The 24649-nt window shown below is 31.4% G+C and carries 17 protein-coding genes; 7 read left to right on the top strand and 10 right to left on the bottom strand.

The features are described from left to right. Positions 1–330: a hypothetical protein gene (locus GQS57_RS11350; protein ID WP_165732967.1), complete on the bottom strand. Its 330-nt coding sequence runs from the start codon at positions 328–330 to the stop codon at positions 1–3. Positions 331–498: 168 nt separating this feature from the next. Between GQS57_RS11350 and GQS57_RS11355 the strand changes: the two genes are divergently transcribed. From GQS57_RS11355 to GQS57_RS11365, 3 genes are read left to right on the top strand one after another with little or no spacing between them, the layout of a single operon-like run. Continuing rightward, complete coding sequence (locus GQS57_RS11355) at positions 499–2022, top strand: GH3 auxin-responsive promoter family protein (RefSeq protein ID WP_165732968.1); 1524 nt, start codon at positions 499–501, stop codon at positions 2020–2022. A gap of 37 nt (positions 2023–2059) precedes the next feature. Next, complete coding sequence (locus GQS57_RS11360; RefSeq protein ID WP_165732969.1) at positions 2060–3709, top strand: acetolactate synthase large subunit; 1650 nt, start codon at positions 2060–2062, stop codon at positions 3707–3709. 4 nt (positions 3710–3713) lie between these two features. Continuing rightward, positions 3714–5081 carry an NAD-dependent succinate-semialdehyde dehydrogenase gene (locus GQS57_RS11365; RefSeq protein ID WP_165732970.1) on the top strand — a complete coding sequence of 456 codons (1368 nt, stop codon included), beginning with the start codon at positions 3714–3716 and terminating at the stop codon, positions 5079–5081. 72 nt (positions 5082–5153) lie between these two features. On the opposite strand, the gene GQS57_RS11370 is transcribed toward GQS57_RS11365, so the two are convergent. Continuing rightward, on the bottom strand, positions 5154–5729 hold the full coding sequence (locus GQS57_RS11370; protein ID WP_165732971.1) for a hypothetical protein: 576 nt from the start codon (positions 5727–5729) through the stop codon (positions 5154–5156). A gap of 111 nt (positions 5730–5840) precedes the next feature. Between GQS57_RS11370 and ccsA the strand changes: the two genes are divergently transcribed. Both ccsA and GQS57_RS11380 read left to right on the top strand, forming a co-directional pair. After that, positions 5841–8996, top strand: coding sequence for a cytochrome c biogenesis protein CcsA (gene ccsA, locus GQS57_RS11375; protein ID WP_165732972.1), 3156 nt, complete (start codon positions 5841–5843; stop codon positions 8994–8996). Positions 8997–9055: 59 nt separating this feature from the next. Beyond that, positions 9056–9571, top strand: a complete 516-nt coding sequence (locus GQS57_RS11380; RefSeq protein ID WP_165732973.1) for a DUF2892 domain-containing protein — start codon at positions 9056–9058, stop codon at positions 9569–9571. A gap of 472 nt (positions 9572–10043) precedes the next feature. On the opposite strand, the gene GQS57_RS11385 is transcribed toward GQS57_RS11380, so the two are convergent. The 7 genes from GQS57_RS11385 to porU all read right to left on the bottom strand — a co-directional run bounded on the left by GQS57_RS11385 (position 10044) and on the right by porU (position 20354). Further along, positions 10044–11651: a LysM peptidoglycan-binding domain-containing protein gene (locus tag GQS57_RS11385; protein ID WP_240915468.1), complete on the bottom strand. Its 1608-nt coding sequence runs from the start codon at positions 11649–11651 to the stop codon at positions 10044–10046. Positions 11652–11656: 5 nt separating this feature from the next. Then, positions 11657–13192, bottom strand: a complete 1536-nt coding sequence (guaA, locus tag GQS57_RS11390; protein ID WP_165732975.1) for a glutamine-hydrolyzing GMP synthase — start codon at positions 13190–13192, stop codon at positions 11657–11659. Between the two features lie 242 nt (positions 13193–13434). Beyond that, the gene (locus GQS57_RS11395) at positions 13435–14499 is read right to left on the bottom strand and encodes a 3-oxoacyl-ACP synthase III family protein (protein WP_165732976.1); all 1065 of its coding nucleotides are present in this window, start codon (positions 14497–14499) and stop codon (positions 13435–13437) included. A 148-nt stretch (positions 14500–14647) separates the two neighbouring features. Beyond that, positions 14648–15028 carry a group III truncated hemoglobin gene (locus GQS57_RS11400; RefSeq protein ID WP_165732977.1) on the bottom strand — a complete coding sequence of 127 codons (381 nt, stop codon included), beginning with the start codon at positions 15026–15028 and terminating at the stop codon, positions 14648–14650. Between the two features lie 172 nt (positions 15029–15200). Continuing rightward, complete coding sequence (locus GQS57_RS11405) at positions 15201–15683, bottom strand: cytidine deaminase (RefSeq protein WP_165732978.1); 483 nt, start codon at positions 15681–15683, stop codon at positions 15201–15203. Positions 15684–15763: 80 nt separating this feature from the next. Continuing rightward, on the bottom strand, positions 15764–16909 hold the full coding sequence (gene porV / locus GQS57_RS11410) for a type IX secretion system outer membrane channel protein PorV (RefSeq protein WP_165732979.1): 1146 nt from the start codon (positions 16907–16909) through the stop codon (positions 15764–15766). A 43-nt stretch (positions 16910–16952) separates the two neighbouring features. Further along, positions 16953–20354: a type IX secretion system sortase PorU gene (gene porU / locus GQS57_RS11415; protein ID WP_165732980.1), complete on the bottom strand. Its 3402-nt coding sequence runs from the start codon at positions 20352–20354 to the stop codon at positions 16953–16955. 202 nt (positions 20355–20556) lie between these two features. On the opposite strand from porU, the gene gldJ reads away from it, so the two are divergent. Together gldJ and murF are read left to right on the top strand one after the other, a co-directional pair. Then, entirely contained in the window at positions 20557–22230 is a 1674-nt protein-coding gene (gene gldJ, locus GQS57_RS11420; RefSeq protein ID WP_165732981.1) for a gliding motility lipoprotein GldJ, read from the top strand. A gap of 67 nt (positions 22231–22297) precedes the next feature. Next, entirely contained in the window at positions 22298–23554 is a 1257-nt protein-coding gene (gene murF, locus GQS57_RS11425; protein WP_165732982.1) for a UDP-N-acetylmuramoyl-tripeptide--D-alanyl-D-alanine ligase, read from the top strand. 145 nt (positions 23555–23699) lie between these two features. On the opposite strand, the gene GQS57_RS11430 is transcribed toward murF, so the two are convergent. Next, positions 23700–24551, bottom strand: a complete 852-nt coding sequence (locus GQS57_RS11430) for an N-acetylglucosamine kinase (RefSeq protein ID WP_165732983.1) — start codon at positions 24549–24551, stop codon at positions 23700–23702. Between the last annotated feature and the right edge of the window lie 98 nt (positions 24552–24649).

Raw genomic sequence — 24649 nt, forward strand, 5'->3', positions numbered from 1 at the left:
TTACATAAATAAGTTTTCTTTATTCGATACATTTACTTTCGGAATTTCATTAAAAAACTCTGCTGCTTCAGTGCTAGATGCTCCTCCGTAAGAGGCTAAAAAAGTTCCTTTCTCATCATCTTTTGTTACCACAACATATAATATAGACATATCCGAAGGATTACTCATTCCTTCAAATCGATGTTCTGCTACAATAAAAATTTCAGTAGGCTTGTACTTACTTTTTGTATTGTTATCAATTAACGTTCCATCTACCACTCTATAATTACTGGTATACCCCTTTTCTTGGTATTTTTTTATTATTTCTAATTCATTTTTATCGTTATTCATTTTATATATAATTTAGGTTCATTACAAATTAAAAGCAATTACATAGAAAAAGAGACTGCAAATCATTTAGATTTTAACTCAAATCAAAAACTCTAATGCACTCTTTTTTCTACGATACGAGTTAATCTAATAGCTACACAATCTTGATCTTTGTAAAAAACATAAACTATGGCAATCTTAGGAAATATTATAAAAGGAATTATCAATTTAACTGATACACTTTCATCAGAAACAAATCACATCGAAGCTCAAAAAGAAGTTTTACAAAACTTACTTGAAACAGCCAAAGGAACTCAATTTGGTGAAGCTTATAATTTTGAATCCATCCTCTTAAGTGATGATTTACAAACCTCCTTTGCTAATAAAGTTCCTTTTTTTGATTATAATTCACTCAACGAAAAGTGGTGGTACAAAATCCATAATGGAGAAGAAAATGTAACTTGGACTGGTAGTCCGTCTTATTTTGCTTTAAGTTCTGGTACCACCGGAAAAACGAGTAAAAGAATTCCGGTTACAGATGAAATGATTGCTGCTATAAAAAGTTCTGGAATCAAACAAGTTACTTCTTTAAATAATTTTGATTTACCTGTAGATTTCTTCGAGAAAGACATTATGATGTTAGGAAGCTCTACGGATTTAGATGAGAAAGACGATCACTTTGAAGGAGAAATAAGTGGAATTAGTGCTAGTAATATTCCTTTTTGGTTTAAAGGTTATTACAAACCCGGAGAAGAAATTGCCAAGATTGAAGATTGGGACGAGCGCGTACAACATATTGCAGAAAATACTAAATCATGGGATATTGGTGCTTTAAGCGGAATACCTTCTTGGATAGAGTTAATGATGCAGAAAGTGATTGATTTTCATCATTTAGAAAACATTCATGAAATCTGGCCAAATCTTCAAGTGTACACTTCTGGTGGAGTTGCTTTTGGTCCCTATGAAAAAAGTTTTAAATCCTTATTAGGAAAACCCGTTACGGTTATAGACACTTATTTGGCTTCCGAAGGATATATTGCGACACAAGTAAGACCTGAAACCGATGCAATGCAGTTAAATACAGAGAATGGTATTTATTTTGAATTTGTTCCTATGAATCCAGATTATATAAATGAGGATGGATCTATCAAACAAAACGCACCTTCTTTAACTTTAGAGCAGGTTGAAACAGACACCGATTATATTTTAATTATAAGTACCGTAAGTGGTGCTTGGCGTTATTTAATAGGTGATACCATTAAATTTACAGATGTAGAAAAGGCTGAAATTAAGATTACAGGACGTACTAAATTCTTCTTAAATACTGTTGGATCTCAACTATCCGTTAATAAGATGGATGATGCTATCAAGTATATAGAGGAAAAATTCTCTACAACAATCACAGAATACACCATTTGTGCAAAGCGATTTGAAGATGGTGAATTTTATCATTCTTGGTATTTAGGTTCCGATTTAAAAGGTGACAATGATAAAATTGCAACAGCTTTAGATGATTTTCTAAAAGAAGCAAATAATAATTATAAAGTTGCAAGAAGCAAAGCATTAAAAGGTGTCAAGGTTGCCGTAATTCCTGTTGAAACATTTCATGACTGGAATGACAATAACAAGAAAAAAGGTGGACAAGTAAAAATGGAACGTGTAATGAAAGAAGAAAAATTTGCCGACTGGGAAAAATTTGTTCAAAAAGCATAATTCAAAAAAACTAAAATTAACTTTTAAACTTACTAAAATGAAAACTTCAGATATCATCATAAAATCTTTAGAGAATGAAGGTGTAGAATATATTTTTGGCTTACCTGGTGAAGAAAATTTAGACCTTCTAGAATCCATCAGGAAATCAGATAAAATAAAATTAATACTAACCAGGCACGAACAAGGAGCTGGCTTTATGGCAGCAACTTATGGCAGACTAACAGGAAAACCTGGAGTTTGCATGTCTACATTAGGACCAGGAGCCACCAATTTAATGACACCTGCAGCTTATGCACAATTGGGTGCAATGCCAATGGTAATGCTTACCGGGCAAAAACCGATAAAAGAAAGCAAACAAGGTAAATTTCAAATTGTAGACATTTTAGAGATGATGCAACCACTTACAAAGTTTTCTAAACAAATAACCTATGGTAAAAATGCAAGTGCAACCATTAGAGAAGCATTTAGAGTTTCTCAAGAAGAAAGACCAGGTGCTGTACATATAGAAATTCCAGAAGACGTTTGTAAAGAAATCGTTGAGAATCCACAATGTTTTAATGTAAATAGCGCTAAAATTCCTTCAGCAAATGCAAGTTCTATCTTAGAAGCAAAAGAGATGATACTTTCAGCAAAAAAACCTTTATTATTAATTGGCGCTGGAGCAAATAGAAAAAGAGCCAGTGAAGCTTTAACTAATTTTGTAGATCAATTAGGAATTCCTTTTTTTAACACACAAATGGGAAAAGGAATTATTGACGAAAGGAATCCGCTTTATTTAGGAACTGCCGCACTATCTTCAAACGATTTTTTACATGAAGCTATAGAAGCAGCAGATTTAATTATAAATGTTGGTCATGATACGATTGAAAAACCTCCATTTGTGATGAATGCAGATGACAAAAGAAAAGTGATTCATATTAACTTTTTTGCAGCAGAAGTTCACGAAGTTTATTTCCCTCAATTGAATGTAATTGGAGATATTGCTACAAGTATTCATCAATTAACAAAAGAGTTAGCTTCGAATGCAAAAAAATGGGATCTCGACTTTTTCTTAAAAGTAAAAGAGAATGTATTATCTCATTTATCTAAATATGAAGAAGACAATCGATTCCCAATACTACCTCAGCGTTTAGTGAAAATTACAAGAAACATTTTACCAGAAGACGGAATTGTAACTTTAGACAACGGAATTTATAAAATATGGTTTGCTAGAAACTATCCTGCTTATGCTCAAAACACCTTACTTTTAGACAACGCTTTGGCAACAATGGGTGCTGGTTTTCCTTCAGCAATGATGGCAAAAGAATTATATCCTCATAAAAAAGTTGTTTCTATAAATGGTGATGGTGGTTTTATGATGAATTCGCAAGAACTAGAAACTGCTGTTCGTATGGATTTAGATTTGGTTATTATTATTTTGAATGATAACGCATACGGAATGATTGAATGGAAACAAGAAGGAGAAGGATTCCCTAAATTTGGACTAGAATATAAAAACCCAGATTTTGTAAAATATGCAGAAAGTTTTGGAGCTATTGGACACAGACCTTCATCAGTATCTGAGTTCGAAGAAACTTTAACAAAAACATTAAATTTAAAAGGAGTACATGTAATTGATTTAGCCGTAGATTATTCATTAAATCATGAAATATTAAATGTATTACTAAGTGAAAATTCTAAAAAATAAAATTATGAAAACAATCACCACTATAAATCCTGCCACAGAGGAAGAAATTACAACTTATAACAGAATTTCAGAAAAAACGACAAAAGAAAAAGTAGTAAAAGCAAATGAGGCTTATAAATCTTGGAAAAAAACAAGTTTAGAAGAACGCTCTAAGTTGATGCACAAACTTGCTGATATCTTTGATAATAACAAAGAGAAATACGCACAATTAGCTACCCAAGAAATGGGGAAAGTAATTGAACAATCTCGTAAAGAAATAGAAAAATGTGCTTTAATATGTAGATATTATGCAGATAACATCACAGAATTATTAGCCGATAAAATAGTAGAAACAGAAGCAAGTAAAAGTTATGTAACATTTCAGCCCTTAGGAGTTACTTTGGCCATAATGCCATGGAATTTCCCTTTTTACCAAGTAGTTCGTTTTGCTGCTCCAGCAGTAATGACAGGGAACACTGGAGTTTTAAAACACGCGTCTAACGTACAAGGTTGTGCATTTGCTTTAGAAGAGGCGTTTTCAGAAGCAGGTTTCCCAGAAGGAGTTTTTACAAACTTAAATGTGGCATCAGATGCTATAGAAGCAATTATTGAAGATAAAAACATTGTTGCAGTAACCTTAACAGGAAGTGAACCCGCAGGACGTGCTGTTGCTAAAACTGCAGGAGAAAATTTAAAAAAGACCGTTTTAGAATTAGGTGGAAGTGATGCTTACATTGTTTTAGAAGACGTGGATTTAGAGAAGGCGACCGACATGGCTACTTTTGGACGATTACAAAATAACGGACAAACCTGTATTGCTGCAAAGCGTTTTATTGTTTTAGAAGAAATTTATGACGATTTCTTAAAACTATTCACTAAAAAAATGAAAGCCGCAAAAATGGGAGCTCCTACAGACGAAGATGTTTATTACGGACCTTTGGCACGTATAGATTTAAGGAACGAAATTCATGAACAGGTAGAAAAAACAGTTCAACAAGGTGGAAAGTTAATTTTGGGTGGAAAAATTCCTGATAGAACAGGTGCTTATTATCCTGCAACAATTTTAGCTGATTTAAAACCTGGGATGACCGCTTTTGATGAAGAACTTTTTGGACCAGTAGCTTCTGTTATTAAAGCCAAAAATGAAGAGGAAGCCATAGAGCTTGCAAATAACTCTACTTTTGGTTTGGGTTCTGGTGTACTTACGGGTAATTCTAAAAGAGGAGAAAAAATTGCTTTGCAATTAGAAGCAGGAAACAGTTTTGTAAATAAACTAGTTACCTCAGACCCAAGATTGCCTTTTGGTGGTATTAAAAATAGTGGTTATGGTAGGGAGCTTTCTAGCTACGGAATTAGAGAATTTGTAAATACAAAGTCTATTTGGATAGATTAATTTTTCTAAAATTGAATAAAAGTAAAAACCATCACAAATTAGTGATGGTTTTTACTTTTACTTTAAGAATACTTATTTTATATTTTCTAAATTTTCTTCTAATTTATTTCGATCATCCACCAACACCATAATTTCTTCTGGAGACAGGTAATATCTTTTAATCCGATTTTTATATGCTTCTGAAATATCAGCATGGTTTAAAATAAAATTCTTTGTTTTTATAATGTACAATTCCATTTTGTGCTTTACAGCAAAACCATCTGCAGCTCTTTCTGCTTCAACAATATGATTATCTGAAAACAAGTATTTAAGTCCGAACCAGATTAAATTTAACTTGCTTCTATTTTGATAATCCATAATATGCCCTAACTCGTGACCAATCCAACCAATAAAAATATCTTTTGGAATATCTCGTGTAGAAAATTCCTTATCAGAAATTTTAAATTTTTCACTAATCAAAATTAAAAATTTTCTATTTTTTTTCAATTTAAAAAAACTATCAAAAGTAGGTCTTGCCTGCATGGTAGATTTTTTAATATTCTTTTTAAATTTAAACTCAATATGTATATTTTTTAACTGCGGATAGTAATTTAGCGCAGTTTCTACTTCATCTTTTATGGTTTTAGGAATTACATGATATTTAGGCATAAACTTTATGATTTTTTTAAAACTTTAGTACATAAATATACCCATATCTAGAAGTTCATTTGTGCTTTTATGCTTAAATTTGTAGCTCTTTTAAAAAAGCATTTCAGAAGGATGAAAAAAATTATTAGTATTCTCTACTCGACTCGTTTAATGGCCGTTTTATTTATCCTTTTTGCGGTTGCAATGGGAGTTGCAACATTTATAGAAAACGATTTTGGCACACAAACCTCTAAAGCACTCGTTTATAACACCTGGTGGTTTGAACTAATTATGCTGTTATTTGTTATTAATTTCTTTGGTAACATTTTTAGATACAGATTGTATAAAAAAGAAAAATGGGCCGTTTTAATGTTTCATTTATCCTTTTTATTAATTCTTATTGGTGCAGGCGTAACTCGTTATATTGGTTACGAAGGTATTATGTTGATTAAAGAAGGAGAATCTACCGATAAATTTTTATCTGAGACTACTTACTTAAACGCAATTGTAGATAATAATAAGGTACAGAAGCCAGAAATAAACAAACCAATGCTGTTATCTGCTTGGGGAAAAAATTCTTGGTCTTACTCAGATCACTTTAAAACCGAAGACACAGAACAAGATTTTAGTTTTGAGCTTGTTGAATATATTCCTTGGGCTGAAAGAAAATTAGTTGAAGATGAAAATGGAGTTGAACATTTGTTTTTTGTAGAATCTTCGGAAGGAGGTCGTCATGAACACTGGATTCAAAAAGGAACGATTCAAAATATTCATGGCGTTTTAGTTGGCTATAATGCTGAGGATGATAATGCTTCTATCAATTTTATAGAAGAAGATGGAAACTTAAAAATGGTTTCTAAAGATGATGGTGATTGGTTTAGAATGGCAGACCAGAAAAAGGGTAATATTGTAAAAGACTCAGTTCAAAACTTTCAATATTTAACATTACACAATGTTTCTGGATTGCAATTTGTAATTCCAAGACCTTCAGAAAAAGGTATAATGAAAACAACTAGTGGTCCAAAAGACGATAAAAAACTAGATGTTGTTATTGTAGATATTACAAGTAATGGTCAAACGGAAAGAGTAGAATTAACGGGAGGTAAATTTAACTCTCAAGGTTCTAAAGAAGTTACTGTTGGAGGACTAAATTTTAGAGTATTATATGGTGCAAAAATTTTAGAAACCCCCTTTTTAGTGAAATTAAATGACTTTCAATTAGAAAAATACCCAGGATCTGAAAGTGCTGCATCTTACGCTAGTGAAGTAACCGTAATAGATGGAGATGAATCTTTTGATTATAGAATATTTATGAATCACATTTTAGACCACAAAGGCTATAAATTCTTCCAATCTAGTTACGACTTATCTGGACCAGTAGAAGAGACACATCTTTCTGTAAATCATGATTTTCTAGGAACATTTATTACCTACCTAGGATATTCTTTCTTATACACAGGTTTAATCTGTATTCTATTCGCAAAACACACGAGATTTAGTCACCTAAAAGAATCTTTAAAGAAAATCAGAAAGAAAAAAGCTACCCTATCTCTTGTAGCAACATTACTACTTTCTAGTTTTAGTTTTGCACAAGAAACACCACACGCTCCGCATGAACCGAATCAAATTACAAACCAACAAATAGACTCTCTACTACAAGCTAATATAGTTGATATTAAACATGCCGAGAGTTTTAATAAATTGGTTATTCAAGATGCTGGAGGTAGAATGAAACCGGCACATACTTTTGCTTCTGAATTGGTTAGAAAAGTAAGTAAAGAAGAAACTTTTAAGGGAATGCAACCTAGTCAGGTTTTACTGTCTATTATAGAAAACCCAAGACTTTGGTTTGAAGTGCCTATTATATATTTAGAAAAAGGAAATTCAAAAATTAGAGAGGTTTTAAGTTTACCCGTAACCGCTACACACGCTCGTTTATCAGATTTTATTACTCCAACTGGAGCTTATAAAATAAAAGATGATGTAGCAGAAGCACAAAAGAAAAATATAAAAAATAAATATGAAAACGATTTAATTAAAATTGATAAACGTGTAGGTTTATTATACAGTGCAATTGGAGGTGGAATTCTACGTATTTACCCAATACCTAATGACGATAATAATACTTGGGTTTCTCAACCAGAAACTTCCACTGCAGGTTTTAAAGCTACAGATTCAGTATTTGTTAGACAATCGTTACCTGTTTATATTCAACTTTTACAAGAAGCTAAAAAATCTAATGATTATACTAAAGCAGATCAAATTTTAGATGGTATTAAGAAGTTTCAGAAGAAATTTGGATCAGAAGTATACCCTTCACAAAATAGAATTGACTTAGAAATCACATATAATAAATGGGAAATCTTCACAAAAACTTCTGTATTATATATGATTTTAGGGTTGTTATTAATATTTATTGAAATATTAAAAATATTCTATTATAAATCTAAAGTACTAGGTTATATAGTTAAAGGACTTATTGCTTTAACAATTTTAAGCTTCCTATTTCATACGTTTGGATTAGCCTCTAGGTGGTATATAAGTGGTAATGCACCTTGGAGTAATGCTTATGAATCTATTATTTATGTTGCTTGGGCAACCATGTTATTTGGGCTGTTTTTAGGAAAAAAATCGACTTTAACCATTGGTGCAACTACTTTTTTAGCAGCTATTATTCTGTTTTTTGCACATCAAAACTGGTTAGATCCTGCAATTGCCAACTTACAACCTGTTTTAAATTCTTGGTGGTTAATGGTGCACGTGTCTATTATTGTAGCTAGTTATGGTCCTTTCTCTTTAGCAATGATTTTAGGTATTGTTTCTTTAATTCTTATTGTTTTTACAACTGAGAAAAACAAGAAAAGAATGGATCTTAATATTAAAGAGTTAACTATTATTAATGAAATGGCCATTAGTGTTGGTTTGGTTATGTTAACTATTGGTAACTTTTTAGGAGGTATGTGGGCCAACGAAAGCTGGGGACGTTATTGGGGTTGGGATCCAAAGGAAACTTGGGCTCTAATTTCTATCATGGTATATGCTTTTGTTCTACACATGCGTTTAATACCAGGTTTACGTAGTAGATTAGCGTTTAGTTTTGCTTCTGCTTTTTCTTATTTAGCTATAATGATGACCTATTTTGGAGTGAACTTCTATTTATCTGGTTTGCATTCTTATGCAAGTGGAGACAAGGCTGTAACACCTAGAGAGGCTTATATTTATATTGGTGCATTAGTTTTACTTACAGTTTTAGCATCCTTTAAATACAAGAAATACTTTAAAAAGTAACACATAATTTAGCAATAAAATGTACTTTTGCAACTGATTTAATAACAATAAAAAACAATATGTTTCATAAAAATATAAAATTAATTTTAGCTGGTTTAATAACAGCTTACGCGGTGTATCAATTTACCTTAGGTAATATAATGAACGGAATTTCGATCTTACTTTTGGCAGGAATTTTCGTGTTATTTTATTTCAAAAACGAATTTATTTTACTAGCTTTTTTACAATTACGTAAGCAAAATTTTGAAGGAACTAAAAAATGGTTAGGGTATATTAAAAATCCAGAAGCCGCATTAATTGTTAAGCAACAAGGTTACTTTAATTATTTACATGGTATTATATTAAGTCAGACTAATATTACACAAGCAGAGAAGTTTTTACGTAAAGCTGTAAAAATAGGTTTACCTATGGATCATGATTTAGCAATGGCTAAATTACAGTTAGCAGGTATTGCAATGACAAAAAGACGTAAACGTGAAGCAACTAACTTAATGGCTGAAGCTAAAAAATTAGACAAACACGGTATGTTAAAAGACCAAATGAAGATGATGAAAGATCAGATGAAAAAAATCTAATACTTTCCTTTTACCGATATAAAGAAATCCGCTATTTAGCGGATTTTTTATGACTTATAATTATTATAATTAAAAGGTATTGCAGTAAAAAAAGACACAACCGTGAGGCAACTAACTTGATAGGCTGAAGGTGAAAAACTAGACAAACACAGTATATTAAAAGACTAAATGGAGATAATGAAAGACCCGATAAAAATCTAATACTTTCATTTTACTGATATAAAAAAAATCCGCTGTTTAGCGGATTTTTTTATAACTTATATGTACTTCTTACTTTCTTATAAAAACTTCTAACAGCTTATTTAAACAGAAAGCTAATAAGCATTGTTTAGCCCTGACTGAACCTTTCGTCAAGCTCAAGACAAGCTATTTGTTTGAGCTCTTTTTTATTCCTTTTTAGGATAAAAAAAGCGAGTAGTAAAAGCAGGAAATAGCTTCTAAAAAAACACTGCTACTACAAGCTAAACCTTAACTACTTTAATCTAGTTAAACTTAAGTCATTATTATACTTTACAATAAATAAACCTTTGTTTTCTGTGACACCACCAGACTTTTTGGTATAATCAAACTTGCTTTCTATTCTAAAAGAAGCACCTTCTTTAAACGTGTCTTTTAAATCATCTCCAGAAGCCAATCGAATTAAAACATCGTAAGTAATATCAAAACCTTTGGTTGCAGAAAATGAAGGCAACGCATTGTTTTTTCGAAAATACTGATTGTTAAATTGTTGTGTTGAAATTGAAGCTTCACTTACATACTCATCACTTACATACGTTAAATTAACTTTTGCTAATTTTAGATTTGCAATTTTATCAAAAGCATCTCCTTTGTTATAGGTAAATAATTGAACGTTTGTATTATCTGGTAAACTAATTAAACTATTTATAGCACCTGCCACTAAAATAGTGTTATCAGAAGTTAAAACAACCCAATTATTCTGATTTGGTTTTAAGATTTCTAAAAAACGATTTTTAGCAATATATCCACTGCTAGGTTTTAAAACATGTACAACCGTAATAGAATCATGAGATTGTAACGACTGTTTTATTGCAGCATTAGAAATATTTGATTCATACCCTCCATCTCCTACTAAAATTAAATTACCAGTAGTAAAATTGTCTTTTATGTACGTAACTAATTCGTCTCTAAAAACTTTTTTCTCTGGTGATGTTTTAATCAATTTTGAAGCAGTAAATTTAGATTGCTTAGTAGAATAAAAAGGAAAAACAACAGGTACATTTAACCTATTTGCCACCAATTCTGCCTCTTCCGAATACAAAGGACCAATTACAACATCATTCTTATTCAGGTTATTTTCAGACAAAATTGTTTTAATCTTTGTACTATTACTTCCTGTATCAAAGACATTTAACTCAATGTTAACTCCTTGACTTCTTAAAGAGTCTACGGCAATTTGTGCACCTAAATAAAAGTCTGTAACCATATCTGCCAATTTGCTCTTCTGAAAAATATCTTTTGACGTAGAAGATCTATATTCATCAGCTCTAAAAGGTAGTAATAACGCCGCTTTTAAATGAATTTTAGAATCAATTACATCTTCATAGATATTGTTTTCGATAACAACTTCTCCTTCTTCAATGGCTTTTATTTTAATAATCTGCCCAACTTTTAAACCTTCTGATAAAACAGGATTAAGTGTTGTTAACTCTTCTTGAGTCACATTATAAAAACGAGTTAAACTATAAAAAGTATCTCCTTTTTTAACTTCATAAACAACAAAGTTCTTTTTAAGTTCATCTATAAGCTCCTCCTTTTTTTCTTTTAAAGTAGCTTCTTTGTCTTTAGCACCCGTTGCAACATCTTCTACCGTTTTATCTTTGGTAGAAGATGTTGCTTTTATTTTTTTATTAGGGATTACAATAACAGAATTTACTGCTGGATTGCTTCCCACATCTGGGTTTAATCGCAGTAAATCTTTGGTGTTCATATTAAACCTCTGAGCAATACCGCTCATTGTTTCCCCCTCTTTTACTTTATACTGAACGTATTTACTTTGTTGACCGCAAGAAACGGTAAACGTTAAAATACATAGAAATACAATAAACTTTACATGTTTCATATACATTACTCCCATTCTATAGTTGCAGGTGGTTTAGAGCTAATATCATAAACAACTCTATTTACACCTTTTACTTGATTTATTATTTTATTAGATGTTTTTTGCAAAAATTCATAAGGTAAATTCACCCAATCTGCCGTCATTCCATCTGTACTTTCTACTGCTCTTAAAGCCACTACTTTTTCATAAGTTCTTTCATCTCCCATAACTCCTACAGAGTTTACCGGAAGTAACATAGCTCCTGCTTGCCAAACTTTATCATACAAACCGTCTTCTTTTAAACCGTTTATAAAAATAGCATCTACTTCTTGCAAAATTCTTACTTTTTCTGCCGTAATATCTCCTAAAATACGAATACCTAAACCTGGTCCAGGAAATGGATGACGACCTAATAATTCTGGGTCTATCCCCATAGAAGCACCTACTCTTCTTACTTCGTCTTTAAAAATCATTTTTAAAGGTTCTACAATTTTTAATTTCATATAATCTGGTAAACCTCCCACATTATGATGACTTTTAATAGTTGCAGATGGACCTCCATTTACAGAAACAGACTCAATAACATCAGGATAAATAGTTCCTTGTGCTAGCCAAGTAACATCTTTAATTTTATGTGCTTCATCATCAAAAACTTCTATAAAAGCATTCCCAATTGCTTTACGTTTTTTCTCTGGATCTGTTAAACCTTCTAAGGCTTTCAAAAAACGTGCCGATGCATCTACACCTTTAACGTTTAATCCCATACCTTCGTATCTCTTCAATACTGTTTCGAACTCATTTTTACGTAAAAGTCCGTTATTTACAAAAATACAGTATACGTTTTTACCAATTGCTTTGTTTAACAAAACCGCTGCTACAGAAGAATCTACACCTCCAGAAAGTCCTAAAACTACTTTATCATTCCCAACTTTTTCTCTAATTGCTGCTACTGTACTTTCTACAAAAGAATCTGGTGTCCATGTTTGTGCAACACCTGCAATTTTAACTAAAAAGTTTTCTAATAGTTGTTTACCATCTTTAGAATGGTATACTTCTGGATGAAACTGAATAGCATACGTTTCTTCTCCTTTAATTTTATAAGCCGCATTTTCTACGTCTTTAGTACTCGCCAATAACTCTCCGTTGGTTGGCAATTCTTTTATAGTGTCTGAATGACTCATCCAAACTTGGCTACCTGCTGAAATGTTATCAAAAAAAGTTTCATCACTTTTTATATATGATAAATTTGCTCTACCATATTCTCTCGTATTAGAAGGAGCTACTTGTCCGCCTGCAAAATGCGCTAAATATTGCGCACCATAACAAACAGCTAAAACAGGTTTTTTTCCTCTAATTTCTGATAAATCTGGATGTAAAACATTTTCTCCCCTTACAGAATTTGGGCTACCTGATAAGATAACTGCTTTAAACTCTGATTGATTTTTTGGTGGATGGTTATAAGGATGAATTTCACAATAAATGTTTAATTCTCTTACTCTTCTCGCAATTAGCTGTGTGTATTGCGATCCGAAATCTAAAATAAGTACGTTGTGTTGTTGCATGCGCAAAAATAATATATTGATTTGAAATTAAAGCAAAGGACGCAAAGAATTTTCGTTAAGATTTCAAAGAAAATATAATTGCAATTACTTCTTAATATATCTTGCTATATATTAAAAATAAAGCATAAAAAAACTCAAGAAATTTATATTCTTGAGTTTTCTTTTATAAATATTTTACAATATTTATGATCTATTGTAAAAACAAACTATCACTTAATATGTTTGCTTGTAAGCTTAATTTTTTAAAACTTATAAACGATTGCATTTATATTCATTCCTGCACCAACAGAAGCAAAAATAACAACATCTCCTTTATTTACTTCTTGATTTTCTATTTCTCCTTTTAAAACTAAATCTAGAAGTGTAGGTACAGTTGCTACAGAACTATTACCTAATTTAGTAATACTTAAAGGCATAACACCTTCTGGAACTTTCTTTTTAAACTGTCTAAAGAAGCGCTTCATAATTGCTTCATCCATTTTTTCATTGGCCTGATGGATGAAAATCTTTTTAACCTCATCTATTTCTACACCAGCTTTATCTAAAGCGAATTTCATAGCTACAGGAACATGAACCAAAGCAAATTCATAAATTTTTCTTCCTAGCATTTTTATATATTGCACGTCTTGGTCTACTTCTTTGTTAAAAGAACTTCCGTAGTGTAAATAATAAGCTTCTTCGTTTGCAAAAGTTTGGGTTGCATGACTCAAAATACCAGCATCAGTTTCTTCCGTAGCTTCTAAAATACAAGCTCCAGCTCCATCACTAAAAATCATAGAATCTCTATCGTACTTATCTACCACTCGAGATAAAGTTTCGGCACCAATTACCAAACATTTTTTAGCCATACCAGCTTTTATAAATGCGTGTGCTTGTATGGTAGCTTCTATCCAACCTGGGCAACCAAAAAGAATATCATAGGCTACACAATTAGGGTTTTTAATACCTAATTTATGTTTTACTCTTGTAGATAAACTTGGTAATAAATCACTCTGACCTCCACCAGCTTTAACTTCTCCAAAATTATGCGCTATAATAATATAATCTAACTCTTCTTGATCGATGTTAGCATCTTCAATAGCTTTTTGAGCCGCAAAAAATGCTAAATCAGAAGATGTATATTCTGGTTTTGCATATCTTCTTTCTTCAATACCCGTAATTGCCTTAAACTTTTCTATAATTACATCGTTATCAGAATTAAAAGGCGAACCATCTTCATTTAAAAAGTGTTCGTTTAAAAAATCTTTATTTTCTTTAGTTATAGAAGGAATAAAAGTACCTGTTCCTGTTATTTTTGATGAAATCATAATTGATATTAAATATTATTTTACTTAAAAAATATTAGCCCTCTAAAGTACGAATTTCACTATTAATAGAATTAAAAAATCGTATAAAAAACGATATTCAAAACTACTTTTTGAGGAAAAATATAAATAGAGAAAAATTACGTTTATGTTATTGGTATACGCCCATTTTTAACTCCATAACAGTAGCAATAGACCTCGCTCTGTTCTTCATATTATGTGCCCTTTCTCCTTCAAAATTGTCATCAATAGTTTTAAAAAAATACGACATCCAAATGGTAAAATGCTCTTTCTTAAAAGCAACAAAAACATTTTTATCTACATGTTTTTTCATCACATTATTCGTATACGTATTGGTATCGAAAAGAATGTCATTCCAAAAGTCGGAAATCACCTCTAAATGTTCTTCTAAATGGTTTTGTGCAACAATATCCTCAAAAAAAGGAATCATTTTTTTATCTGCTAATAACAAGTCGTAAAACTTAGTGATGATATATTTTATATCTTTTCTTGATGAAATATCTGGTTTCATATTTTATTTTTTAGAGTACCTAAAAGGTTCTTTAAATATTATAAGTGTTTACAAGATTGCTGTTTGCTTGCGTTAGGGATTGAAATGACATCGTTTTTTTTAAAGTAAAAAGATAAAGTATTTCGACTACGATCAAGATAAATTCCAAGCCCGTTAAAACGCCCAAAAGATATTATAAATACTTGCTATCAAAAGAAAAAGGCAATAATGAAAGTAGCGATTCTGTAACAACAACCTCACCTACTTCTCCCATAAAAAGGACTTGAAATGGTGATTTTTGATTGATTTCATATTCAGACAATGTTTGCCTACAAGCACCACAAGGTCCAATCGGCTTGTTTACGTTAGTTATTGTAGAACTTGCCGTAATTGCTAATTTTATAATTTTCATATCTGGATATTCAGAACCAGCCTTCCAAATGGCAACTCTTTCTGCACACATACCAGAAGGATATGCAGCGCTTTCTTGGTTGTTACCTAAAACAATTTCACCATTGTCTAATAATAAAGCGGCACCAACATGAAACTTAGAATAGGGAGCATAGGCTTTTTTTCTAGCTTCTATAGCTTTCTGCATTAAAAGAGTATCTTCTGCAGATAATTCTGAAATATCATTATAAACTATTGCTGATGTTGAAACTTCAATTTTTCTCATAAAAATCTGTTCGTCAAAAAAAGCAGCCTTATTTGACTGCTTTTAAATATTGTTATAAAATTACTAAAAATAAATGACTTTTAATAATCATCAAAAACTTCACCTAAATCAAATGATAATGAAAAACGTAAAGAGTTTTCTAACGGATTATTTACATCAGAAGAATTAATTAAATAAGATAAATCTACATTTAAAGCATTGGTTTTAAACCCACCACCTAAAGTAAAGTATTGTCTATTTCCTTTGTCTTGACTTTCATGAAAATAACCACCTCTTAAAGCAAAAGCATTGTTGTATAAATATTCTGCACCAAAAGCATAGGTGAATTCTTGGATTTCTTCGCTAAATCCTCCTGGAGCATCTCCAAAAGATTGAAAAATACCACTAACCCAACCAACATCGTCATCTTCTCCTTCTACAATATTACCATCCGTATCTCTAATTGGTGGAGTAGGCACTAATAATTTTGTAAATTCTACGTTGGTAGAAATGGTATTGTAATCGTCTAATATAAAATCGAATCCACCACCTAACTTTAAGTTGGTAGGAATAAAATTTTCATTACCTGTTCCTGGGCTATAAGAAACCTTAGGTCCAATATTGGCTATATTAAATCCTAACCTGTAACGACCATTAAAATCTCCATAGTTTTCTTCAAAAGATTGGTAATAACCAGAAATATCCACAGCAAAAGAATTTATAGGCTCTAATCCATTACCTGGAAACCCCAAATCTGAATGTATATATTTTAGAGAAACTCCCATTGAAAAAGTCTCACTCAACTTTAAAGAATACGCTCCGGTAAGTGCTAATTCATTTGGCTTAATAATACCATTTGACACAGGAAAACCTCTAGCATCAATATCCGTTAAGTCTATCTGACCTAAAGAGAAGTATTTTACAGAAGCTCCCCAAGCTGCTCTGTCACTAAATCTGTTTATATATGAGCCAGTTCCTGCAAAAATATCATCTGTTAAATTACGTAACCAAGGTGAATACGCAATACCTGCTTTTACTTGTCTATTACTAAACGTCATTTTCGCAGGATTATGAAAAAGCGAAAAAGCGTCTGCAGAAGTTGCCACACCAACATCTCCCATACCTGCTGCCCTAGCATCTGGTACAATTAATAAAAATGGTGTAGCTGTTGTAATAGAACTCTCTTGAGCTGCAAGTTTTACACTTATGAAAGCACAAAGTGCAATACAAATTCCTAATTTCTTCATTTGATTTCTTTATTCTGATTTTAATTTGACAAATATCTAATTTTTATTGAAGTATTACTAATTTTTCATATTTCTCTGAAATAAGGTTACTTGAGGTTGCTTTCACTTTTAATTTATAAACATACACTCCTTTTCCAATTTTATTTCCAAAATCGTCTAAACCATTCCAAGAAACACTTCTTACCAACGTTTCTGCATTGGGTATATTTTGGTTAATCGTTTTTACTAATTTACCAGAAATCGTAAAAATCTGTACTTGCACATCTAAACTCTCATTTGGTTTGTTATGGTTAAACCAAAACTCGGTATAATTAACAAACGGATTTGGATAGTTTAATACATTTTCTAAATTTAAGATAGCATCACTAACAACCACAAAGTTTAACGTTAATTCAGATGAATTATTATAAGTGTCCCAGGCTTTTATTTTTAAAGTATGAGGTCCCACCTCTAAATCCCTTAATTTATAGGTAACTTTTCCTTTTGTAAAATCGTCTAATTCGGTTTCATAAAAGTCATTTAAGATAATTGGGTTGGTAGTATCTCCATCTAAAACTCCTACAATATCATGATCTACTGCTGTAATAGAAGTGTTAATTCCGCTTGCATCAACTAAAACAGCCACTAAACTAGGGGAAGCATTGGTGTTTCCCCCATCTATAAAAGACTCATCATTCATATAGAGCTTTATTTCTGGTCCCACCGTATCATCTGGTGCATTATCATTGATTCCCCCAACAATTACATCAAAATTGGCACCTGCTTTATCTAAAACTCCATTTTCCGCATAAAAACTTATTTTACCTTTTCCGTAGGCGATCTTAATATCTTTAGGAACAATAAAATCGAATTTAAAAACACCATTTGTTACGGTAGATTTACCGCTAAACAACTTACTATCTTGTGTATCAAAAGGAACTTTACTTCCGTTACCATCATTTGCTAAGGTGGTTTTCTCTATTACTTTATCGTACACAACCGTAGATAGAGAACCGTTAAAATCGGTTAAGATAGCATCAGAATCATCCACTACAACACCTTCAAAACTTACCCTAGACAATGCTTTTAAAGTATCTATAGAACTTGTTATCTCTTTTTCATTCATTTTAGTAATACGCACATTAGGTCTTGGTATTGCCAATTTCATTGCTGGATCTCCAAATGAAAATATAAAGAATTTTTGAGAGCTAGAAGACCTATTTTTAGCAACAGTTAAAGCCTCAGCAATAGATAAATTATCAGGAATACTTGCATCTCCATACTCTAACAAAATTTTGATTAAATCTTCATTAAACGTTTGTCCGGTACTAATATAAACCTCTCTAGTTGTGGTAATCATACTAGCTGCACCACCACTGGTGTTCCATAAAGTAAGCTCACCCGCAGTAACTCTATTCGGATTATCGAATCTAGAAAAATCACAAGTAATTGTTATTAAAAGAGGTAGTGTATTAGGGTTATTAAAACCTTGTATTTGAGCTTTATCTAAAATCTTTTCTTCTGCAAAACCATCTTCTCCTCCATGACCAAAATAATCAAATATTAAGGTTCCTTTTTCGATAGCATTGGTAATGGCTTCATTTACTTCAGGATATCGTTCTCCACCCGATGAGTTTTCTTGCACAAAAGCATCCGCATAAATTTTATTAATATTAAAACTAGGTTTATTCGTTTTTATAGACTCTGCAATTCTATCTAAACCTGGTTGCAAAGACGCATCGCTAGAAGGGTTATCTATATCATCTGCCAACATAGTAATCGTATTACGCCAATCGCCTAAAGAACTTTTATCATAATAAGACAAAATTTTATTTACCACATCTTTGGCTTGCGTTAAAGTAGAAACCGGAATTCTACTTGATGCAACATCTATTTGATCACTAGTATTCATGCCTCCATCAGAATTACCTAGCATAACAAAAAAATCATCCGTTACCCAAGAGGTCGCTAAATTAAAGCTTACATCAGACAATTTTATAGGTACAATATTATTATTTCCTGTAATTCTATCTTTATAATCATAAGAAGCATCACCAAAAAAGCACACGTACTTTAGTTTTGTTTCTTCGGATGAGTTTGTCATATAAAAATGTCTTAGAAAATCTCTAATTCCGGTAATATCTTTTGATCCTGAAGAAAACTCATTATAGATATCATCTAAAATAATTACTTTGGTAGTGAGTCCAGAATTTTCTTGATGATAATCTGCCAATCTTTGGGCTTCACTAGAAAGTTCCGTATTGGTAATTACAATATAATTAAGGTCTTTTAAAGCATGTAGATTTTGGTTTGCAACTCGTCCATTTTGCAATGCTTTAGGTGTATAATAATCATTCTGATTCAATACTTGATATTCCTCTAGCGTTCCTCCATCAGCAATAAAAGTAAAACTATTGTCCGTACTATTATTTTGAATTGTTTTAGGAGCTACATGATCTGACACGTCCCAAACTTGAAAAATAGTTGAACTATTTTCAATTCGATATTCCACAGCACCTACTGAATTTGCTTGTTCAAAACTTCTAAAAGAAAATTGATTAGCAGCTGCAATGAGTTCTTTTTTACCTACAATTTCAATATAATCTAAAAAGGCTGTTGCAGATGGGTTTCCATTGTTATTATAGGTAATAGAAACATCTAAAATATCTGCTGAATTTACAATATTCCCTGTTCTTTCAGAAGTTTTTGCTTTAACGGTAGTATTTGCTGGCGAAAAATTAAGACTATAAAGGTCTTGTCCGTTCACATTTACTGCCATTGAAGAAGAGGAGATAGATGTAGAAACACCTCTAACAGTAACTGATATATTTGCTCCAGAAACCGCATTGGGAAAAGGTATTTTAAAATTCTGTGTATTTTCTATATTAAAATCTGTATTGGAAAACCATTGAGTACCTGCAGCAATTAAGTTTCTTTCCTCCTTTTCATAAAAAGTATAATCGTCAAAAATTGTAATTTGTTTGGTAGCAGTGGTTGTTATTGGTGTCTTTTCTTGAATCCGTTTTCCATCGTTGTTAGACACAGTGATAAAGTAATATGCTTCATCCGAATAAATATTTTGCCTATGTTTTATGTTGCTAGCATCTGTACCTTCCCAACCATGTGGTCCTTGCGCATAAAAAAGGATATAATCATTCGCATCAAAAGAACCATCATCTTCCCCTTCAATATAAATGGCATTTTCTTGTAAATCTGTAAATCTAACATCAGAATTTAAAACCGGTAACATGGCGCCACCATTTCCATAAATGCTTATTTTCTTAGGATTTAATCCATTTGTAGAGATTCCTATTTGTTGTAATAAGCTTCTATCTATTTTAAAAACGCCTGTAGTATCCACAGAAAATTTAAACCAGTCTCCTGTAGAAAGTACAGAATTAGTGGTCTGAGCAGAAATTACTTGAACTAAAAAAATAAAAAAAAGGGGTAAATATTGTTTTTTCATAATAGTATTCAAATAACGCAAATAATTTAGAGATATTTTAAGTCTTACAAAGATAAATTATACTAAATTTAAAAAGCAATCGTTTAATTAAATGTGGCAATAAAAATGCAGCGTTAAATTTTCTCTTTTACTTGTATGAATGTAGAATTATTGTAAATTGCATCGCTATAATAAAAACCTTAAACTAATTTTTAATTAGGAAATGAGAAACGTATTAAAAATATCTTTAGTTGTACTATCAGCCTTAACCTTGGCTAGTTGCAGTAAATCAACTTCAGGAAAATCGACACTTACAGGATTGCCATTTAACAATTCTAAGTATGGTAACTATATAAGAGGAAGTGAAACTGCCGGACAAGAAATTCCTTTAGGAATGGTTGCTATTGAAGGTGGTTCGTTTACAATGGGACAAGTACAAGATGACGTTATGTTTGATTGGAATACAACTCCTAAAAAAATGCACATCCGTTCTTTTTATATGGATGAGACCGAAGTTACCAATTCTGAGTACTTTTTATATGTACAGAATACAAAAGATGTTTTTCCTCCTTCAGAAGAAAAATACAAACATATTTATAACTCTGTTTTACCAGATACTTTAGTATGGAGAAAGAGTTTAGGTAATACAGATATTTTATCTGAAAATTACTTAAGACACCCAGCATATTCAGATTATCCGGTAGTTGGTGTTAGTTGGTTACAGGCTAACCAATACTGTAAATGGCGTACCAATGCTGTTAACTTAAAAAAGTTAATAGATAAAGGATATGTTAAAAATATTTTTGAAAACGATAGTATTAGAAACTTTTTTGATACTGATGTTTTCTTAGCTGATTCTGATAATCTTTTTGATGGAGATTCTACCATCTACAGAAGAGGTATTAGAACAGGTGGTTCTGCTAAAGGAGGTCGAGATGCTTTTCAGGGTAGAAAAATTACACAAGCAGATGGTGTTTTAAGTCAGAAATACAGATTGCCTACAGAAGCAGAATGGGAGTTTGCTGCTAAAGCGAATATTGAAAATAGAGAATACAACAATATTAGAGGTAGAAAAAAATATGCTTGGGATGGTAAATATTCTAGAGAAACAAGCAAAAGACATAAAGGAGACCAAATGGCTAACTTTAAACAAGGAAAAGGTAACTATAGTGGTTTGTCTGGTTGGAGTTCTGATGGTTCAGACATTCCTATTAAAGTAAAATCATATCCACCAAATGCATTCGGATTGTATGATATGTCTGGAAACGTTGCAGAATGGGTCGCTGATGTTTACAGACCTATTATTGATAGTGAAGCAAACGATTTTAATTATTTTAGAGGTAATATTTTCACCAAAAAGATGATTGATAAAGATGGTAAAGTTGTTATTGTAAATAGCAATAGTACTGCAGAAGTAGAATATGATACATTACCAAATGGTATCATCACTCCAAAGCAATTACCTGGAACTATTAAATACATTCCAATTACGAGAGACGATGCTACCTTAAGAAGAAACTTTTCTGTTTCAGACAATACCGATATTGGTGATGGTGACTTAAATTCTTCTAGATTCTATGAAGACGAACAAGATCAGTTTGGTTCTAAACCAAGTATGTACAACTCTCCAAGAAACCCAACGAAGGAAATAGATCCAGAAACGGGTAGAGAAATTTCAGTAAATGACGATCAAAAAAGAACTACTTTAATTAGTAATAGAACAAGAGTATATAAAGGTGGTGCTTGGTCTGATAGAGAATATTGGTTAGATCCAGCTCAAAGAAGATATTTGCCAGAATATATGGCTACTAACTTTATTGGTTTTAGATGTGTAACTGACAAAGTAGGTCCTATGTCTTCATCTAAAAATAAGAAAGCAAGAAATTCAGCGAGATAATACACTATTTATTAAAGAACACAACCTCACTGTATGTATTACAGTGAGGTTTTTTTATTTTAAAAAGATGAAAATCGAAGACATTTACCAATTATATACCAAACATTTTTTGGTAGATACAGACACGAGAACTATTAGAAAAAACACTATTTTCTTCGCCCTAAAAGGCGATAATTTTAATGGAAATGCATTTGCTGCAGAAGCATTAAAGCAAGGTGCGTCTTATGCTATTGTAGATGAAAAAAAATATAATAACCACTCTCATATTATTTTGGTTGATGATGTTTTAGAAACGCTACAAGAATTGGCAAAACACCACAGAAAAACGTTAAACATCCCTATTATTGGACTAACTGGCAGTAACGGAAAAACAACAACCAAAGAATTGATAAACGCTGTTTTATCTACAACATATAAAACCAGTGCCACCAAAGGAAATTTAAACAACCATATTGGAGTGCCACTTACCCTACTCTCTATGACACCTGAAACTGAAATTGGAATTGTAGAAATGGGTGCAAATCATAAAAAAGAGATTGCCTTTCTGTGTACTATTTGTAACCCTGATTTCGGTTATATCACCAATTTTGGAAAAGCACATTTAGAAGGTTTTGGCGGAATTGAAGGTGTTATAGAAGCTAAAAGTGAGTTATACTCCTATTTAAAAGAGCACCATAAAACTGCCTTTATAAATCCACAAGATTCATTACAAGTAGAAAAAACAAAGAACATAGAGTCTATTTCGTTTCTAGAAGATTTGCAATTTTTAGAGGTAAATCCGTTTGTAAAGTTGTCTTTAAATTCAAACGATATACAAAGTAACCTTATCGGAAAATACAATTACACAAACATTGCTATTGCTTGCACCATTGGGCATCATTTTAAGGTTTCTAACCAAGAAATAAAAGCTGGAATAGAAAACTATATCCCAGAAAATAACCGTTCTCAAATCATTAAAAAAACAACGAATACCATTATTTTAGATGCTTATAACGCGAATCCTACGAGCATGAAAGCTGCCTTAGAAAATTTTGAAGAAATTAAAGCAAAAAGTAAAACCGTTATTTTGGGTGATATGTTCGAGTTAGGAAAAACGAGCTTAGAAGAACATCAAAGTATTGTAGACTTCGTAGAAAATCTACATTTTGACCATTGCTTTTTTGTTGGAGAAAATTTTTATCAAACTAAAAAGAAGAACTCTTTATTTAAAACGTTTGAAGACTTGTTAAGCCACCTAAAGAACAATCCTCTTAAAGATCAATCAATACTGATTAAAGGTTCAAGAGGAATGCGTTTAGAAAGACTATTAGATACTATTAGTTGATATTATTATCCGAAAAAAGATATAAGACCACTTCGTTTTTGGAAACAAGAATCAAGACTAAACCTAACTTTATTCTAAAAGAGTTATAATTTAAAATATAATGACTGCAATATCTAGATAAAAATATTTTTAACGGACACTATTATTAGTTGATATTATTTATATGATACTCTAATAAGTTATCAATAGGTCTTTGAATCACATCTGTAATAACCAGATTGTTTTTCCCTGCCATTTCTTCTAAAATATCTCTAAAGTAATGTGCTATAGAACCAATAAAGTAAATTGGTGTTTCTGCTGTTTTATTGTATGGTAAAATTCTATATTTAAAAAACTCTTGAAAACCTGCTGTAATAATTTCCTTAATATATTTTTCTTCTTTAAAGTCGAACATAAATTTCGCAAAAGAAGCTAAATACATATTCGGGTTTGGTTCTCTATATAAATTTTTCTTAATATAGTCTGGATCAAGATCAAACTCTTCTTTAAATTTCTCAGCAATTTCTACAGGCATATTGTTATAGAAATAATCGATAATCAATTTTTTACCAAAGTAATTACCACTTGCTTCATCCATTAAAATATATCCTAAAGAAGGTACTAACATCTCCATGTTTTTACCATCATAATAACAACTATTAGATCCCGTACCTAAAATACAAACTAAAGCAGGATCATTACCTGTTGCTGCGTAAACAGCCGCTAACATATCTTCTGAAATAACTATTTTTGCATTCACAAAAATAGATTCTAAAATAGTTTTTAAAATCTGAATAGGTTTTGGAGTACCACACCCAGCTCCATAAAAATGAATCTCTTCTACATCGTCTTTAACATTAATTAATTGAAACATGTTAATGATTCTGTTATAAAGTTCTTCTGCTGGAACTATAGCAGGATTTAAACCAAGTGTCCTTGTTCTAAAAGCCTCTTCCTTATTTTTATTTATAGCAATCCAGTCTGCTTTTGTAGAACCTCCATCTGCAATTAAAATCATAATTATATTGTTTTACTCAAAGATATTACAACTAAAATTGATATACAATAGGAAATCAATATTCAATCGTTTTCGTATTAAATATTTTATTTTGATTG

Origin of the sequence: Polaribacter sp. 20A6, assembly GCF_011378915.1 — a bacterium.
GTDB lineage: Bacteria > Bacteroidota > Bacteroidia > Flavobacteriales > Flavobacteriaceae > Polaribacter > Polaribacter sejongensis.

What these genes read in the sequence shown, in the direction of transcription:
- GQS57_RS11400 (WP_165732977.1), bottom strand. Translation starts at nt 15,028, where the DNA reads ATGAAACCAGATATTTCATCAAGAAAAGATATAAAATATATCATCACT.
- GQS57_RS11430 (WP_165732983.1), bottom strand. Translation starts at nt 24,551, where the DNA reads ATGATTTTAATTGCAGATGGAGGTTCTACAAAAGCAGACTGGATTGCT.
- porU (WP_165732980.1), bottom strand. Translation starts at nt 20,354, where the DNA reads ATGAAAAAACAATATTTACCCCTTTTTTTTATTTTTTTAGTTCAAGTA.
- GQS57_RS11395 (WP_165732976.1), bottom strand. Translation starts at nt 14,499, where the DNA reads ATGATTTCATCAAAAATAACAGGAACAGGTACTTTTATTCCTTCTATA.
- GQS57_RS11350 (WP_165732967.1), bottom strand. Translation starts at nt 330, where the DNA reads ATGAATAACGATAAAAATGAATTAGAAATAATAAAAAAATACCAAGAA.
- GQS57_RS11405 (WP_165732978.1), bottom strand. Translation starts at nt 15,683, where the DNA reads ATGAGAAAAATTGAAGTTTCAACATCAGCAATAGTTTATAATGATATT.
- guaA (WP_165732975.1), bottom strand. Translation starts at nt 13,192, where the DNA reads ATGCAACAACACAACGTACTTATTTTAGATTTCGGATCGCAATACACA.
- GQS57_RS11355 (WP_165732968.1), top strand. Translation starts at nt 499, where the DNA reads ATGGCAATCTTAGGAAATATTATAAAAGGAATTATCAATTTAACTGAT.
- GQS57_RS11360 (WP_165732969.1), top strand. Translation starts at nt 2,060, where the DNA reads ATGAAAACTTCAGATATCATCATAAAATCTTTAGAGAATGAAGGTGTA.
- GQS57_RS11380 (WP_165732973.1), top strand. Translation starts at nt 9,056, where the DNA reads ATGTTTCATAAAAATATAAAATTAATTTTAGCTGGTTTAATAACAGCT.
- GQS57_RS11365 (WP_165732970.1), top strand. Translation starts at nt 3,714, where the DNA reads ATGAAAACAATCACCACTATAAATCCTGCCACAGAGGAAGAAATTACA.
- ccsA (WP_165732972.1), top strand. Translation starts at nt 5,841, where the DNA reads ATGAAAAAAATTATTAGTATTCTCTACTCGACTCGTTTAATGGCCGTT.
- GQS57_RS11370 (WP_165732971.1), bottom strand. Translation starts at nt 5,729, where the DNA reads ATGCCTAAATATCATGTAATTCCTAAAACCATAAAAGATGAAGTAGAA.
- GQS57_RS11385 (WP_240915468.1), bottom strand. Translation starts at nt 11,651, where the DNA reads ATGAAACATGTAAAGTTTATTGTATTTCTATGTATTTTAACGTTTACC.
- gldJ (WP_165732981.1), top strand. Translation starts at nt 20,557, where the DNA reads ATGAGAAACGTATTAAAAATATCTTTAGTTGTACTATCAGCCTTAACC.
- murF (WP_165732982.1), top strand. Translation starts at nt 22,298, where the DNA reads ATGAAAATCGAAGACATTTACCAATTATATACCAAACATTTTTTGGTA.
- porV (WP_165732979.1), bottom strand. Translation starts at nt 16,909, where the DNA reads ATGAAGAAATTAGGAATTTGTATTGCACTTTGTGCTTTCATAAGTGTA.